Below are 17,499 nucleotides of genomic sequence, written 5' to 3' on the forward strand. Positions count from 1 at the left end.
ATCATGAAACGTTTAAAGCATTAACGCAGTGGAGTGGCGTGCGCCGCACCGCGGAATACCGCGTTGATATACAACAGGTGCATGCCGTCGACATAGGCGCGGAAATTAGGCTCTTGGGTAAACGCAATAACCTGGCCACGACCTTGCGCTTGCACCATTAACAACGGTTTATGCGCAATTTGCTGGCGATTTTCTTCCCAAACAAAACCCCCAGCAACAAGCTTTTCCGGTGATGCGAAAGTCAGTACATTGCGACCATGTGCCAGCGTTAGTGGCTGATAGATATAATTGCCAACAAAGATGCTATTCACATTCGCTGGCACCCCAGCGGTTAGCCAATGATCTTGGTCTACTTCGGCTCGCGCTAAAAATCCAGACACGCTATCAGGCTGCGCTTGAAATGCTTCTAAGCGCTGCTGATACAGTTCACGGTTTTCTAGTAGCATACCGGCGACTTGCGCTTCAGCTTCAGGTTTCTTTTGCTCACTGACTTTAAATTCCCGCTTGCTATTCAACAGCGGCTTATCACCTTGGATCAACCAATCGGTTGCATTACCCAGCGCCACTAACACACCGCCGCGACTGACAAAGTCGTGAATTTTTTGTTGAGCTTGCGCCCCCAAAGCTTGATTATAATTGCCTTGGCTTGCTGGCAAGATCAGTACGTCGTAATGGCGCAGTTCAGCACGTAACAGTTGTGCCGGGCGAATAGCCGTTACCGGGTAATCAATGCCTTTTTCTAAGACAAAACGCGCGCTACCGGCACTTAATGGGTTCGCCGGTTCATCCCATAACAGGGCCACTCTAGCATTAGGGATGTTCTGCACATTGCCTGAACCAAAATTTGGCCCATCTTTAATCCAGCTACTATTAATGCCGGTAACATTAGCGCCGCTGCTCTGTGCAAGCTGTTGAATTTTACTAGCTAACTGCGGGTTATCGGCATGGCTTAAAATTAAACTGCCAGCGGGATAACGTACACCATTGCTGTGCGTAAATGGTAAGTCACTGCTTTTAACCGTTAAACCTTGCTGCAGTGCGTGGCTTAACAAGCGCGCAGCCGCCATATCGCCCCAAGGTACAATGAAGCCATAACTGGCATCGGTATTCGTGACTTTACCGGCTAAGGTGGTCTCTGGGCCCACGATTGTGTTGGCAACGTCTACCGCGCGGTTACAACGGTTTACTTCCAGGTTATACATCAACGGTAATGACCAGGCGGTCACGTCATAAATTTCATCAGGCAGGTTTTTCGAGCGACGATCCTGCTGGCGAGCAATAAAGGCTTCAGCCATTTTGACATCGTCATCTAGCAGATTGCGAATTAACTGATAAGTTGGTTGCGCGGTGTTCACCACGTAAGCGCCTTGCTGATAACTGTTACCACAAGCCCGAAAATCGGCCGTGGCTTGGTTAACGGTAATGCCATGTTGGGTGAGCACGCCCATTAATTTTTGGTGGCCAGCGGCATCACGGGTGGCAGGGAAAATATAGCTGCGGATGCCATCTTTCTCACCCTGAGTGAGCGATGTTTGCCGATAGCTGTAAAAGCGCTGTAATAGGTCTTTGGCGCGCTTACTGGCGGTTTCAAGCGTAGACATATAAGCGATAAAGTTACGTTGTACGCCATCGGCATACGTTAAAATGCTGCCATCGGTACGGCGATAGTTATGGCCGCGAGCTGAGCCCATTTCGTAGGTTGTGGCGATGCCGCCATAGTACAGTGGCCAGCTGGCACCGTAGCCAGGATACATGGCATCAAAAATTTCCCGAGTAAAATAATCATAGCCAAGCTGATCAAACCATTTGGCGTTGTTTTGGCCTAACCAATCTAAGCTTTCACGCTGTGCACCGGTGACCAGTGGGTTGTAAGGTTCTGCTTCTGGGCTGAAGTAAAAACTTTGATCGCCGCCCATTTCATGCGAATCGACAAAGATCAGCGGAAACATCTGCTGTAACACTCTTACCTGATTTTTGATTTCAGGTTGGGTCAGCGAGATCCAATCGCGGTTCATATCAAACAGATAATGATTGGTGCGGCCATTTGGCCAAGGTTCGTTTTGCTCTGCTGAGAAACGATCTGCGGAGTGCGCGATACCGACTGTGGCGTAATAACGGCTAACAAAGCGGTTGCGGCCATCCGGGTTTTGCATAGGCTCGATATACACCAGGGTATTGGTCAAGATTGCTTGGGTTTGAGCGCTTTGGTCTGCGAGTAAATGATAGGCTAGGCCCATCAGCGCTTCCGGTGGGCTAATTTCGTTACCATGCACGCCGCCGGCAAGCCACACACTGGCGGGTAAGCTATTAATTAGCGCATCTGCAGAGGCTTTGTTTAAGTTACGTGGATCGGCCAAACGGCGCATATCACTTTCTAAACGGTCTAACTTGGCAAGGTTATCAGCACTACCAATCACCGCATAAAATAACGGCCGACCTTGCCAACTTTCGCCATACTTCACTAATTTGATGCGCTCTGGGTAACTGCTGGCCAGGGTTTCAAAATAATTTAAAATCTCAGCGGGCGCTGAAATGCGCTCGCCCAGCGCATGCCCTAAGCGTTGCTCAATTGAGACAACATCGTTTTGATATTGACTATCGGGAAAAAACGGCACTGTTGTTGGCGAAGCCGCCATGGCTAATGTCGGAAACGCAAGGCAACTTGCGAGATATAAGGCGCGCATAAATTAGCATCCTAAAAACGAAAAAAACTACTGTAGAAGCTCGTAAGGGTAAAGGCAAGCCGCACCTGCTAGAGTTTCGCTCAAGTTGCTATAGGCCTCGGTAAATGGCGAAATAGATTCAGATTAATCGTTTTAGCGCTTTAATGCGTAGCCTATATCACGTGTTGTGAACAAGGGTTATGCAGCATGCGTCATGGCTTGCAACTAAGATGTGTCGCCCCGAAAAGGATACTCTAATGAAACTTGTCAAATGGCTGATATTGCTGTTGTTCAGTGCTAACGTGTTGGCAGATACCGAGGCCGCTTGGCAGGCTTGGCAAAAGGGTAAAGCACTGTTAGTGATGCGCCATGCCCTTGCGCCAGGTATTGGCGATCCAGCTAATTTTCAGCTGGCAGATTGCAGTACGCAGCGTAACCTCAATAGCCAAGGACAGCAGCAGGCGGTGGTTTGGGGGCAACGTTTGCGGCAACGGACTACTGCTCAGATCAGCGTTTATAGTAGTCAGTGGTGTCGTTGTTTAGACACCGCATCTTATATGGCGGTAGGCGAGGTGAAGCCATTACCGATACTCAATTCTTTTTTCGCTGGTCGCGGTAGTCGTAACCAGCAAACTGCAGCTTTAATAGAGTATTTTGCCAGCAGTACCGTCACGCAACCGACCGTTTTAGTCACCCATCAAGTCAATTTCACCGAACTCACTGGTATTTTTCCGCAATCAGCCGAAGCCGCGATAATCGCCCTGCCGCTGAGTCAGCCCGCGAAGGTGTTAGCGCGTGTTGCCCCATAATTTAAGTTGCTAGCTTAATTGTTCTTATAAATTAGCTCTTCTTAAGCTTGTTTTAAAAGTTAGGCGATCAAGTAACAGCATAAATGCTTGTTTATTTGTGTGATAAATACTACTTTATATATGGTGTTTTTGTAATGCAGATGTATAAGGTTATCATGCAGCAGTTAGACGCTAATTTGGAAGTTATAACGCTAATCTCTCCCGAAGGGTTGCAGGTAGATGTTTTGCCTTATGGTGCGACCATTAAATCCATTTCCGTTAAAGGTCAGAGCGTTACATTGCAATATCCTGAGCTAACTGAGTATTTAAATAATCCTTTTTATCTTGGTTCAACTATCGGGCGTTACGCGAACCGGATCGGTGGTGGTGTTTTTGAACTAAATGGTCAAACAATTTTGCTTGATAAAGGCCAAGCTGAGCACGCATTGCACGGTGGGGCAGAAGGGTTTAGTCATCGTCTTTGGCAATGCTTGAGGCGTAGTGATTCCGAATGTGTTTTGTCTTATGTTTCACCAGACGGAGAAAACGGTTTTCCGGGTGAAGTCTCTGTTATGTTGTTTATCAAATTGACGGGTTTGCAAGTTGAGTTGTTTTTTGAAGCGATGTCAGATGCAGATACTGTAATCAGCTTAACTAACCATTGTTATTTTAATTTAAATGCTGAGCATTCACATATAACGGATCACATGTTGAAGATTAACGCGGCAACTTTTCTTCCTTGTGATGCTACAGGTTTACCCACCGGTAATATTAACGCTGTTGATAATACCGTATTTGATTTTAGAGACTCGGCATTAATTGGTGCTGGGCTAGCTAAAACCGATCCGCAGTTGAGTTCTGCCCGCGGTTTTGATCATTTTTTCATTTTTGCAGCAGAGCGAGATTTACAGGAGCCTGTCGCAGAGCTCTGGTCAGTAAAATCAGGGATAAAAATGGCACTCTTTACCACTCAACCTGGCTTGCAGTTTTATACCGGTAACTATTTAAGTGGCTCTCTTAATGCTCAAACAGGGCTTTGTTTAGAGGCGCAACATTGGCCCGACGCCCCAAATCAAGTGCATTTCCCTTCGGCAAAACTTACCGCAGGTGAAAAATATCAACAACGTATTTGTTATCAGTTTTCTTTTTTAGATGCTTAAAAAGGGCTGAGCACTTTTTTGCGTCAATATATTTTTCAGATTTGTCATGAGTATTTAAAACGACCGAGTAAAAAGGTTGAAATATAATCACAACTAATGTATTTATAAGATAAATAGGCTAATTAAAAATGAAGCTAAATAAAAAAACAGGTAGACAGGGAGACAGCAAGTGAAAAATCAACAATCGAAATTATATTTTAAGCAAGCCGCACTCAGCGTTGCTATTACCACCATTTTAGCAACATCAGGTCATGCAATAGCTCAACAAGCCGATACAACAAATGCCGACGACAATGTTGAAGTTATCGCAATTAAAGGTATTAGAAGTAGCCTGCGCAGCTCAATGGTCGATAAGCAAACCGCAACGGTTGTGTCTGATGGTATTCGGGCTGAAGATTTAGGTAAGTTTCCTGATCTTAACGTAGCAGAGTCTTTACAACGAATTACTGGCGTTTCAATAGACCGTAGTGGTGGTGAAGGACAAGCTGTCACTATTCGTGGTTTTGGACCGCAATTTAACACCGTATTAGTTAATGGTCGACAAATGGCAACCGATACTGCTGGGCGTGCTTTTAACTTTGACGTCCTCGCTGCAGAACAAATTACCGGTGCCGATGTTTTTAAATCGACTACGGCAACGCTTCAAGAGGGCGGCATTGGCGGTACTATCAACGTATCTACAGCCCGCCCTTTTGATTACACGGGTTTTCAAGTTGTAGGTTCAGTTAAGGCGATGTATGAAAGTCTTTCTGAAGAAACTTCACCATCAGTGTCAGTACTCGTTTCTAACACGTTTATGGATGAAAAACTCGGTGTATTGGTGGCTGTTAGCCAACAAGAGCGTCAAGTACAAATTAACCAAATCAATACTGCAGGTTGGCGCGGTGGACAAACCATTTCTAACGTACGCGATGGTATTTTAGCTACTAACGTTTATATTCCACGTAACTGGGATCAAATAGTTGATGAGCAAGACCGATCACGCACAAATGCGAGCCTCGTCTTACAATACGCGCCTTCTGATGACATCACCATTACGCTTGATGGTTTAATGTCTAAGTTTGAAGTGGATTCAAGTGTGACGGATTTGGCGTCATGGTTTGAGCCAGACCGCGTAGGGAGTGCTACTGTCGATCCCGCTACTGGTACTTTATTGCGTTTTACCCAAGAAATCGGTTTGCATCAAGGTAGTGGTGATCCGGCAACAGACTTTGTATCTACAACACGAAATTCACGCTTTAGCACGACAGAAGCTATTGGCTTAAACGTTGAATATCGTATTAATGAACAATTAAAAGTTGATTTTGATATTTCAAAATCTACAGCAGAAGACGATATGGCTGGACGCGATCGTTTTAACGTTGTCGGTATGATCAATAATTACACATTTGATGGCACAGGTAGCGTACCTACTGTTAGTCATGATGGTTTTGTTAATGGCAGTTTACCTGATGCGAATCGGGCCAGATTGCACTATAACGATCGTGGTTTAAACTTTAGCAATGAAGATGAAATTCTAGAGTTTAAAGCAGATTTTGTTTATACCCCAGATAGTACCTTTTTTGAAAAAGCCCAGTTTGGTATGTATCGCCAAGAGCGTGAAAAAGCCAGTTTCCAAATTCAAGGATCGCAGTGTGCATTCTGTGGTTATGGTACGCCAGCGCCTTTATCTGCGATTAACTTCCGCCCTTATACTGCTAAAAACTATTTCCCTGGTTTAATTGATACCTTTTACACTTATGATGGCGATCTGATGTTGGATTTCCTCGCACAGAGTGGCAACCCAATTGTTCCTACCTTGCAAAATAACCGTTATCGTATCAACGAAGACATTACCAGCTTATATATGGATTTCACCTTGGTATATGATTTAGGTGAAATGCCAATGACCGTTAATGTGGGGGCTCGTTATGCTTCTACCGATGTTTCTGTAGCTGCAGTACAAAGCTTTGTAACAGACGTGGTTCCTACTTCAGATGCAACGTTATTTGCTAACGTATTTGGACCAGCTACCGATATCGAGCAAGGCACCAGTTATGCGAATTTATTGCCTACCGTAAACGTTAAGTTTGGTATTGCTGATGATATGGTTCTGCGCTTTGCAAGTTACGACACCATAACGCGGCCAACAATGTCGCAGTTATCGCCTGCCACAAACTTTAATGAGCCACGCCGTCAGAATTTAACCGCAAGTGGTGGTAACCCAGCATTGAAGCCGTTTAGAGCGACTAACTGGGATATTTCTTATGAGTGGTATTACAACGACGCTAACTTGTTCAGCGTTGCGGTGTTTAACAAAGAAGTTGAAGATTTTATTATTACGTTAACGGGAACGGAAACGTTTAACATGACTAGCCGAACCGGTCCAGATTTTAACTGTAGTACGGCTAATTCAGCCCTTTGTTCTAGTGCTGTTGTTGGTACAACAGATGAATTAAACGGCGCTTCTGAGCAATATCGTGTTTCACGCCCACAAAACGGTGAATCTGCACGGATTACCGGCTATGAAATTTCGTTAACGCATCTGTTTGATAATGGCTTTGGTTTCTCAGCAAATGCCACGGTAGTTGATAGTAATATCAGTTTAACCGCAGATAGCGCTACACGCTTTGCTTTAGAGGGGCTGGGTGATTCGCAAAACTTAGTGGTTTTCTATGAACAAGGGCCGTGGCAAGCACGTGTAGCCTTTAACAACCGCGAGGCATTTTTAAGAGCGATCGATAATGGTTTCAATGGTGAGCCTGTAAACACTGAACGGTTTGGTCAATGGGATGTGAGTGCGAGCTATGACTTTAACGAGTACCTGACATTTTTCTTTGAAGGTATAAACGTTACTGGTGAAGAGTTACGTCAAACAGGTCGTTTTGAAAACCAACTTTACTCATTGGAAGATAATGGCTCACGTTATGCAGTGGGGATCCGCGGTAAATTCTAACGGTTGTTGTTAAAGCGTTTCAAGGTGGCAGTTGTTCTGCCATCTTATTTACTATCGAAAGCATGATATTTTATTCGAATGGTAAATTTAACGAGTTGCAATAAAATCATCAGTTTCTATTGCAGAGAATTATTATGGATAAACCGATTAAACATATTGTGATTGTGGGTGGTGGTACAGCTGGCTGGCTATCTGCAGCCATCATTGCCGCCCAACATCAAAGTTATTCTGCTGCGGGTGTTGCGGTAACCTTGGTGGAATCTTCTGATATCCCCACGATTGGGGTGGGAGAAGGCACTTGGCCGACTATGCGAGGTACTCTGCAGCAGATTGGCTTAAAAGAGCGTGATTTCTTTAAAAGGTGTCATGCCGTATTTAAGCAGGGAGGTAAGTTTGTTAATTGGGTAACAGGCGATGGTGATTTTTACTACCATCCTTTTACTGTGCCTTTGGGTTATGGTCGGATTGATCTCGCTCCGTACGTTGACGATATCAGAGACTTTGCACCAGATACAAACTTCCAACATCATATTTGTGAAGCCGGTTTAGCTCCAAGAACATTAGCTGACAGCGAATATCAGGGACAATGTAATTATGCTTATCATTTAGATGCTGGTGAATTTGCAGAAATGCTCAAAGAGCACTGCAAAGAAAAGCTTGGTGTTCAGCATAGAATAGCCACGCTTGACCATTGTACCCGAGATGACGCTGGTAATATTTCTGGTTTGTTTTTTAAGAATGAACCCATGCCTTTATCGGCAGATTTATATATCGATTGCACAGGTTTTGCCTCGTTGCTTTTGGGGAAAGCCTTAGAGGTGCCCTTTAATTCAATTGAGCATTTATTGTTTAATGACAGCGCACTTGCTATGCATGTACCTTATGCTTCCGCTGATAGCCCGGTTGCTTGCCATACTATTGCTACAGCTCAAAATGCCGGATGGATTTGGGACATTGGTTTAACGCATCGCCGAGGGGTAGGCCATGTTTATTCCAGTCGTTTTTTAAGTGATGATGAAGCTGAGTATAATTTACGTCAATACGTTGGTGCTGCCGCAAAAAATTTAAGCGCACGGAAAATAAGCTATCAATCTGGCCATCGCGCGAAGTTTTGGGCTAACAACTGTGTGGCGATTGGTATGTCTGCTGGTTTTGTTGAGCCACTTGAGGCGACTGCGATTATGCTGGTTGAGTTATCTGCACGTTTTGTGGCGGATAATCTACCCGCAGATACTGCTGATATGCCGGTGGTTGCCAAGCGGTTCAATCAACAAATGGGATATCGCTGGCAACGTATTATCGACTTTTTAAAGCTACATTATCTTCTTACCCAAAGACCAGAGCCTTATTGGCAAGCGCATCTTGACCCTGCAACCTTACCGATTAGTTTGCAAGAGGATTTGCAGTTATGGCGTAGTCGAGGGCCAACAACACAAGATTTCCAAGGGCCTTTAGAGTTATTTCCTGCCGCGAGTTATCAATATGTCATGTATGGCATGGGCTTTAAACCTGACTTCAGTCGCCAAGCTTACCTTTATCAGCAAAATCAGCAAGCTGCTCAGATTTTGAAAAAAAGTCAGCAGCTCACAACGCAGATGTTGGGAACCTTGCCACCGCATCGTCAATATATCGAACAATGGTTACAACAAACCTATTAATAAGGACGAAGGATGTCAAACATCATTGCACTTGATCCGGTGCAACACCAGTCAGTTTGTATTTCTGAGCAGCAAGCGATAATTTTTGCGGCTAAACAACACTTAATTAATTTACGTGTGACAGAGATTGCCCAGCTTGCGTGTGACTTACCCATTTTCTTAAGTAAAACGCCATATGGGCAATGGGCAATTTCTGCTTTATGCAGTGTACAAGTTGAAAACAATCTTTGGGTAGAGCAGCACCATTGGTTAGCAACGTATACCCCAATGGCCTTGCAAACTTATCCGTTGTGTTTAATGCCTGGATCTGAGAATGGAGTAAGTCAAGTTGGTATTTTTAAGAATGAGTTAAATCTCACTCAAGGTGCAGCTCTATTTGATGAAGCGGCACAGCCCACTACTGAATTAAAGCGCAAAACGCAATTGCTGGAAACCGATTTACAACAAGAGTATTTAACACATCAATTTTGCAAGGTTTTAGAGTCCTTAAAATTAATACAGCCAATTGAGTTGATTCTTCATTTCTCAACTGAAGAGCAGCGGATCCAAGGATTATTTACGATTAATGAAGACCGTTTACAGCAGTTAACTGCTGATGAATTATATTCACTACAACAGCAAGGAATGTTAGTGCCAATACATGTAATGCTGACCTCTATCTTGCAACTGAATAAACTAATTAATAAACACAATAAAAAACATCCTAGTTTTATGATTAAAAATATCAAGCTGGCGATTAATAAATAATTTTTCTTTTGTTTGAGCCTCCAAAGAGAGGTTTATTAGACAAGTTAAACAGGATAGAAAATTGACATGATGAATAACCAGATCCAACTGGCGGTGTTTGTTTTTGTTTCCGCTTTAATCGGTTTACTAACCTATTTAAAGTGTCGTGGCCAAAATAGACATCAAAATAGTCAGAATAAAGAGTTTTTTTTAGCCGGTGGTGGTTTGACATGGATTTTTGTTGCCGGCTCGATAACGCTTACCAATTTAAGTACCGATCAGTTGGTTGGTATGAATGGTAACCAAATGGCTTTATTAGTTTGGTGGGAGCTTGCTGCTGTCGTTGGCTTAATCATTTTAGCTAAGGTTTTTTTACCGGTTTACTATCGCTATAAATGTACCACTACAACGGAGCTTTTAGAAAAACGCTATAATAATATCCATATTCGCGCGGTAATAGGCGGGTTATTTTTTCTTGGGAATGCTTTAATTTATATGCCTGCCGTTATTTATTCTGGTGCGCTTTTTATGCAAACCATGTTTAAAGTCGACGTTTCCATTCAATTTATCTCAGTGATTTTCGCCATTGTTGGCGCAATGTATGCTTTTTTTGGTGGTTTAAGAGCCGTAGCGGTTTCTGATACTTACAACGGAGTTTTGGTATTGGGTATGGCCATTTTAGTTGTGTTCTTAGCATTAATGGCTATCGACTTTGATTTCTCTGGTATACCAGCAGAACGTTTAACCTTAATTGGCTCGGCTGATTCGCCGATCCCTTGGCAGACACTCTTCACCGGTATGCTGCTAATACAAGTGTATTATTGGGGAACGAACCAGACTATTACACAACGAGCCATGGCGGCACCTAATGTAAAAGAAGCTCAAAAAGGTGTTTTGGTGGCTGCTGGAATCAGACTACTGATTGTACCGGCCATCGTGGTTATTCCCGGGATTGTCTCTTATAAACTTTATGGGCAGATTGGTGATGCCGCTTACGGTCGTATTGTGGGGGATTTAATGCCGGGTTGGTTGACTGGCGTTTTCGCAGCGGCCATTGCTGCAGCGGTATTATCAACTTATAACAGCTTACTGAATTCCGCAACTGCCTTGTACGTCTGCGATATTCACGAAGCTTACTTTCAAAAGACACCCAATGTAGTGAAGTTAAGTGGTGTGGTAACGGTTCTACTCACCTCGCTGACTTTAGTATTAGTGCCTATTTATCAGCAAGCGGAGAGTATTATCAATTTACTACAACAATTAAATGGCTTATTAAGTATGCCTATTTTATCTATTTTTGTTGTGGGTTTATTGTTTAAAAATGTTGATGCTAGAGCGGCGATTGCTGCGGTAATTTTTGGTGTGTTGTTTTATGGCGGTTTAACTTTCTCGTTTTCGCCAATTTATGTGACCTGGCACTATATTCATGTCATGCCAATTACACTATTTAGCTGTATTCTTGTTGCACTAGTGATGAATAAGCTCGTTTTCAAAAATAAAACACAGTGGTCAGGACGAATTGTTACTGAAGGTGAAGTGTCTTAAAGCAGGTTTCTCTCCGTGTGGGTGGTTTCAGGGTATCGGCACTGGGCAGATACCCTGTTTTTTAGTGGCAAATAACTACATCAAACGGTTTAATCTGATCTGAACCGACAATAAAGCGAGTGTTCTTTGGTAAGTTTAACGTTACCGGCTCTGCGCTATAGTTAAAAATAAAGTTCAGTTGGCCGCGACGGGCTAGGCGTAAATCAGCACTTAGCCTAATGGTTTCTATTCCTTGCTGCTTTGCCAGTTCAGTAAACAAGTCTTCTAGTAATGCATCGCAAGTCAACGTACCTACATAATAGCAATTATTATAACGAACAATGGCTGCACTGTCGTCATGGTAGTGTGCAACCGTAGTCAGTTCGCTATGCTCAGATAATTCTTCGCGCCAACGTGCACTTTGGTATGTTTTACCTGCAAATTGCAGAGCATCAAAACAATCAGGACGAGTTGTTTCTACACTGAGTACTTTTACCGGTATTAATTGCTGCAGTAACCCAGGGCCCAAATTGGGGGCGAGCGTCAACTCTGATGTTTTAGCACCGCTGCGTGGGCCAAAAACTAAGGTTGCTGAGCTGGCTTGGCAACGTTCAATAAATGACGGCTGGACAATGGGTAAACACGGAGCAATGACTAATTTATATTGGCTTAGATCACTATCTTGACCGATAAAATCTACGGTGATACCTAATTTACGTAAGGCACTGTAGTAGGAGAATTCAACTTGCTGTTGATTATAGCTGTCGCCTTGACGTTCTATTTCGGTTACCCACTGTGCTGTAGTTTCCGTTACTATTGCAACTGAGGCTTTAACGTCATGCGACGCTAAATCTGGCAGTTGTTGTAATTCTTTAAATAAGGTTTCAATTTCGGCAAAGGCCGTAGCCGGTGAGTTATCCGCTCGCTTTAACCCTGCATGCATCTGCTCTTGTGCAAACGGTACCTGCCTCCAGCGGAAGAAGCAAACAGTGGCTGCGCCATGGGCGAAGGCTTGCCACGACCATAGACGAACCATGCCCGCTTCAGGCCTGGGGTTATGCCGAGCCCAATTTACTGGGCCGGGTTGTTGTTCCATGATCCAAAATGGCGCGTTACTGATGCCACGACTTTGATCAAATGCATAGCTGCTGTAGTCAGGATGTCCTGTTCGCATATAGCGTTTAAAATCAGCTGTAGACGCATCGGCAAAAAATAAATCTGTACGACCCAGAGGGTAGTTGTCGTAACTCACAAAGTCTAATTCTTTCGCCAACATTGCGTTGTCGGTTTGGGTATCACTCATCGGAATGAAGTTATGAGTGATAAAACGATCGGGGGCGTGTTGGCGTAAAATCGCAATCATGGCATTGTGAAAACGAATGACCTGATCAGAGCTAAAACGGCGATAAGCTAAATTATGCGATGGGTTCGTTTCAGTAACGGCTAAGTAGGGTAATTCAATTTGCTCAAAGTTTTGGTATTCCATCGACCAAAAGACGTTGCCCCAAGCGGTATTCAAGTTGCTCACATCACCATATTGTTGGCGGCACCATTGTTGAAAAGCGCTACGAGCATTGGTTGAATAACTGTGAGTGGTATCATGGCAAGCGATCTCATTGTCCGTTTGCCAACCACAAATAGCGGGATGTTTACCATAACGTTGTCCGAGTACTTCCGTAATGCGCATGGCCTCGCGAAAAAAATTTTCGCTAGAAAAATCATAGTGGCGGCGAGAGCCAAAGCCTCGAACTGTGCCTGTTTTGACATCGACGGGTAAAATATCCGGATATAAATCGATTAACCATTTAGGGGGAGTGGCAGTAGGCGTGCACATAATGACTTGCAGACCTGCGGCAGCAAGGGTATCAATGGCACGATCTAACCAATCGAAATGGAATACTCCAGGTGCAGATTCAATACGAGACCAAGCAAATTCGCCAATTCTGACGTACTTTAATCCCAGCTCAGCCATTTCTTTAGCATCTTCTGCCCACATTGATTCTGGCCAGTGCTCTGGATAATAACAAACACCTAACATAACGTGCTCCTTGGGTTTTTACGAGTAATGGTTTTTTTGATTGTCAGTTACATAAAACTGTATTGTATGCTTATCGAAAAAACCGTATATTGTATGATATATACTATTATTATTTGCTGTAACTGTCTAACAAAGAAATTGCCCTATTGTTGACACAAAATTCCATTTTAAGGACGTGTTTATGAGCTCGCTACCTGCGTTTGTGCGATTAGAAAGTGAATTACTCACGCTAATCTTAGACTGTACAGGCAAGACGCCTGGCTTGTTATATTTTGGTAAAAAACTCACTGCTGAGACAGATCCCGTTAGTTTAAAAGCTTTAGTTCAGCGGCAAGAAGCCAAATGCTCTGTGGTTGTTGAGGCGCCGATATCCTTATCACCCCTAAGTGCTGAAGGTTTTACTGGTTCGCCTGGCATTGAGTTGCACGATGATGATATTGCTTGGTCTTTTGGGCCGGAACTCGTTGATGTGAGTTTCTCTAAGCCAGATACCGTTGTACTCACAAGTGTTGATCAGCTCCGTCAATTACAAATAGTGCACACTTTTGCACTAGATTTTGCCTCTAATGTACTTGCAGCTGCGTCTGCTATTACCAACTTAGGACCTAAAGCCGTGCAATTAAATTGGTGCGCTGCACCAACCTTGCTACTGCCGGATCATTTGACACAGGTTACTGGTTTTGAAGGCCGTTGGTCGAATGAGTTTCAGCAGCATCGGCTCGATCTGTATTTAGGCTCTTATTTTCGTGAAAACCGTAAAGGTAAAACCTCACATGATAACTTTCCAGGCGTGTTAGTGCACCAAGCTAATACTAACGAGCAAGCTGGGGAGTGTTACGGTTTTCACTTAGGCTGGTCAGGCAATCACCGCACTCGGGTCGAGTTATTAGCGGAGGGGCGTTGTTACTTGCAAATGGGTGAGTTGTTATTGCCGGGTGAGTTGTCTTTAGCACCGCAAGCAAGCTATCAAAGCCCAACGTTATTCACCTCTTATTCGCCAAACGGTTTTAGTGCATTATCAGCAAATTTTCATCAGTTTGTGCGTGCACATTTGTTAAGTTCAGCGCAACGACAGAAACCACGCCCTGTGCATTACAACACCTGGGAAGGTATTTACTTTGAGCATGACGTCGATACATTAAAGCAATTGGCAGAAAATGTTGCGGAGTTAGGTGTTGAGCGCTTTGTGCTAGATGATGGTTGGTTTAAAGGGCGCCGTAATGATCGAGCAGGCTTAGGGGACTGGGTAGTTGATAAGACGGTGTACCCCGATGGGTTACAGCCTTTGATAACGCATGTTAATAAATTAGGGATGGAGTTTGGTATTTGGTTTGAACCCGAAATGGTTAATCCTGATAGTGACTTATATCGCCAGCATCCAGATTGGATTTTAAGTACCAAAAATAATAGCCAATTACAATTTCGTAATCAGTTAGTGCTTGATTTAACGCGAACTGAAGTCACGGATTATTTGTATTCTTCCATTCAAGCTATTTTGCAGGAATACCCGGCGATTAAATACATTAAATGGGATATTAACCGCGATTTGAACCACCCTGGTGATGCCAATGGAAAACCCGCGATTCATCGGCAAACTTTGGCCTTATATCAATTAATTGCTCGTATTAAAGCTGCTAACCCTGGATTAGAGATCGAAAGTTGTTCTTCTGGGGGCGCAAGAATAGATTACGGCGTGCTAGGTTATACCGACCGTGTTTGGACTTCAGATTCTAATGATGCATTAGACCGCTTGGCGATTCAGCGAGGCTGTTCATTCTTTTTTCCTTCTGATGTCATGGGGGCCCATGTTGGTCCACGTGATTGTCATATTACCGGACGACGCATCAGCATGGATATGCGTGCGGCAGTAGCCTTTTTTGGTCATATGGGGATTGAAATGGATCCTCGCGAGTTGACTGAACCTGAAAAGCAAACGCTCAAAGCGGCTATTGATTTGCATAAAGAGTATCGCAATTTTATCCATAACGCACGTTTACATCGTATGGACGGTGATGGTCTTTCAATTAATTTTGGTTTGGTGAATCAACAACAAACACAAGGCTTGTTTGCGTACAACAGTGTGATAGAAAGTGGCAGAACCTTGCCGAAACGGTTGCGCTTTGTTGGCTTAGATGCCAATAAAATGTACCAGTTTAAACTGCTGTGGCCGACACAACTGAAAGAGCATACCCCATCACTGTTAGGTAATATTCAGTTGCAGTCTTTTAGTGGTGCATCATTGATGCAGCAGGGGATGCAATTACCGATCACGCTACCGCAAACAAGCTTAATTTTTGCTTTAAATGCGATATAAACCGCATATACAGGAATAAACAAACCGCCATTTAGGCGGATTGTTTATTCGAGTTTAGATTCAATTAGCTCCAACGCTTCATCTAAAATCGCTTCTACTGCTTTTTTAGCGCGCTCAGGATTACGTGATTTGATGGTGTTAAGAATGTCCGCATGCTTTTGCACATCGGCACCGGGCACGCCTTTTATTTTATTGGTGTAACGTATACTTACGCGCAAAGCGGTACTGATAAATTCAGTTAATTGTAAGAAAAATCGATTATTACTGGCAACAAGCACGCTAGTATGAAAAGCAATATCCGCTTCTAGAGGGTCATCCAGCCCTTGCTCAGCCTCAACCATACGCGCTAACGCTTTTTCAATATCTTCTAATTGCCTATAGCTGGCGGTTACCGAAGCCAGTGCAGCCGCTTGAGGTTCTAATGCTACTCGTACTTGTGTAAATTCTTTCAGTAATGCCAAGGACGGTTTACTGCTTAAAATCCAACGTAGTACATCAGTATCAAACATGTTCCAGTTGCTTTCAGGTAACACTCTAATACCTTGTTTAGGCCGAGATGAGATTAATCCTTTGGCCGAAAGCATCTTTACTGCTTCACGAGTAGAACTGCGGCTGACATCATACTCGATGCATAATTCTGCTTCAGAGGGTAACCCTGTACCGACAGGGTAGGTGCCTTTGACAATAGCTAAACCTAAATCATTCGTCAGTTGATGTGTTAAGTTCTGTCTTGGAGCATTCTTCATCTGCGGATACCTGATGTTTATTAATGTAATATATCATATTAAAGTACAACTATTTATGATATACATTTTTTGTATGGCAAGCCGTTTTTATCTTTTTTATAACGTAAGGCTGCAGAGGTTTTGTAAAGACCTGTTATATTAATTGCAATTTCGATTTATCTTGAGCATTCAGGAGCGTTGGTGGTGTCAGATACAGTTGAATATCAGTGTCTTAAGCAAAAAGTGGTGTTTATAACCGGTGGTGCAACAGGCATTGGCGCAGCCATGGTTAAAGCCTTCTTGAAGCAAGGTGCAAAAGTCGCTTTTATTGATTTAAATCAAGAGGCTGCATCTAGTCTTTTAGCTGGGTATCCGCCAGAGCAACTTTGGTTCCGTTGTGTGGATGTCACTGACTTAAATGCATTAAAGCAAGCAGTGGCTGCTGCTGCCACGCATTTCGGTACCTTATCCGTTTTAATTAATAATGTTGCCAATGATAAACGTCATCTAAGTAATGAAGTGACTGTTGCTGAGTGGCAAAGTTGTATGCACGTCAATCTAGATTCTGCATTTTTTGCAGCACAAGCGGCTTATCCTTTTATGCAAGCGCAGCAAGCAGGTTCTATTATCAATTTTAGTTCGATTAATGCTCTTACCGGGCAGCCTAATATGGCAGGTTATGTTACGGCGAAGGCGGGGTTAATTGGCATGACTAAAGCACTGGCTAAAGATTTTGGCGTGGATGCCATTCGTGTTAATGCCATTTTACCCGGCTGGGTGGCAACGGATCGCCAACTTGCCAGTTGGTTTACCGCAGAAGAGCAGCAACGTTGGCTGGATGCTGTATCGTTGAAAAAATTTATAAGCCCTGCTGATGTCGCCAATCTTGCACTGTTTTTAGCATCTGAGCAAAGCGCCTTAATTACGGGGCAAGCAATAAGTATTGATGCTGGGAGGGTGTAGTTGTT

The 17,499-nt window shown here is 43.6% G+C and carries 11 protein-coding genes; 8 read left to right on the top strand and 3 right to left on the bottom strand.

What is annotated here, in order from left to right; translation table 11 throughout:
• Positions 1-20: 20 nt before the first annotated feature.
• Complete coding sequence (locus ACUJFL_RS02430; RefSeq protein WP_445428398.1) at positions 21-2,684, bottom strand: M14 family zinc carboxypeptidase; 2,664 nt, start codon at positions 2,682-2,684, stop codon at positions 21-23.
• Positions 2,685-2,920: 236 nt separating this feature from the next.
• On the opposite strand from ACUJFL_RS02430, the gene ACUJFL_RS02435 reads away from it, so the two are divergent.
• From ACUJFL_RS02435 to ACUJFL_RS02460, 6 genes are all read left to right on the top strand, one after another.
• A complete protein-coding gene (locus ACUJFL_RS02435) occupies positions 2,921-3,472 on the top strand; it encodes a histidine phosphatase family protein (RefSeq protein WP_445428399.1) in 552 nt (183 codons plus the stop codon).
• Between the two features lie 134 nt (positions 3,473-3,606).
• The gene (locus tag ACUJFL_RS02440) at positions 3,607-4,611 is read left to right on the top strand and encodes an aldose epimerase family protein (RefSeq protein WP_445428400.1); all 1,005 of its coding nucleotides are present in this window, start codon (positions 3,607-3,609) and stop codon (positions 4,609-4,611) included.
• 223 nt (positions 4,612-4,834) lie between these two features.
• Complete coding sequence (locus ACUJFL_RS02445) at positions 4,835-7,546, top strand: TonB-dependent receptor (protein WP_445429054.1); 2,712 nt, start codon at positions 4,835-4,837, stop codon at positions 7,544-7,546.
• A 134-nt stretch (positions 7,547-7,680) separates the two neighbouring features.
• Positions 7,681-9,204: a tryptophan halogenase family protein gene (locus ACUJFL_RS02450; RefSeq protein ID WP_445428401.1), complete on the top strand. Its 1,524-nt coding sequence runs from the start codon at positions 7,681-7,683 to the stop codon at positions 9,202-9,204.
• Positions 9,205-9,216: 12 nt separating this feature from the next.
• Positions 9,217-9,951: a SapC family protein gene (locus tag ACUJFL_RS02455; RefSeq protein ID WP_445428402.1), complete on the top strand. Its 735-nt coding sequence runs from the start codon at positions 9,217-9,219 to the stop codon at positions 9,949-9,951.
• Between the two features lie 66 nt (positions 9,952-10,017).
• Positions 10,018-11,475 carry an SLC5 family protein gene (locus ACUJFL_RS02460; protein WP_445428403.1) on the top strand — a complete coding sequence of 486 codons (1,458 nt, stop codon included), beginning with the start codon at positions 10,018-10,020 and terminating at the stop codon, positions 11,473-11,475.
• A 61-nt stretch (positions 11,476-11,536) separates the two neighbouring features.
• Here ACUJFL_RS02460 and ACUJFL_RS02465 read toward each other — a convergent pair whose 3' ends face one another.
• Complete coding sequence (locus tag ACUJFL_RS02465) at positions 11,537-13,492, bottom strand: beta-galactosidase (protein ID WP_445428404.1); 1,956 nt, start codon at positions 13,490-13,492, stop codon at positions 11,537-11,539.
• A 181-nt stretch (positions 13,493-13,673) separates the two neighbouring features.
• Here ACUJFL_RS02465 and ACUJFL_RS02470 point away from each other — a divergent pair, with 181 nt between their 5' ends.
• A complete protein-coding gene (locus tag ACUJFL_RS02470; RefSeq protein WP_445428405.1) occupies positions 13,674-15,806 on the top strand; it encodes an alpha-galactosidase in 2,133 nt (710 codons plus the stop codon).
• Positions 15,807-15,850: 44 nt separating this feature from the next.
• Here the strand turns inward: ACUJFL_RS02470 and ACUJFL_RS02475 are convergent, their stop codons facing one another.
• A complete protein-coding gene (locus tag ACUJFL_RS02475) occupies positions 15,851-16,552 on the bottom strand; it encodes a FadR/GntR family transcriptional regulator (RefSeq protein WP_445428406.1) in 702 nt (233 codons plus the stop codon).
• 183 nt (positions 16,553-16,735) lie between these two features.
• Here ACUJFL_RS02475 and ACUJFL_RS02480 point away from each other — a divergent pair, with 183 nt between their 5' ends.
• Positions 16,736-17,494, top strand: coding sequence for an SDR family NAD(P)-dependent oxidoreductase (locus tag ACUJFL_RS02480; protein WP_445428407.1), 759 nt, complete (start codon positions 16,736-16,738; stop codon positions 17,492-17,494).
• Positions 17,495-17,499 lie beyond the last annotated feature (5 nt).

The sequence above is a fragment of the Alishewanella sp. HL-SH05 genome, assembly GCF_052655985.1.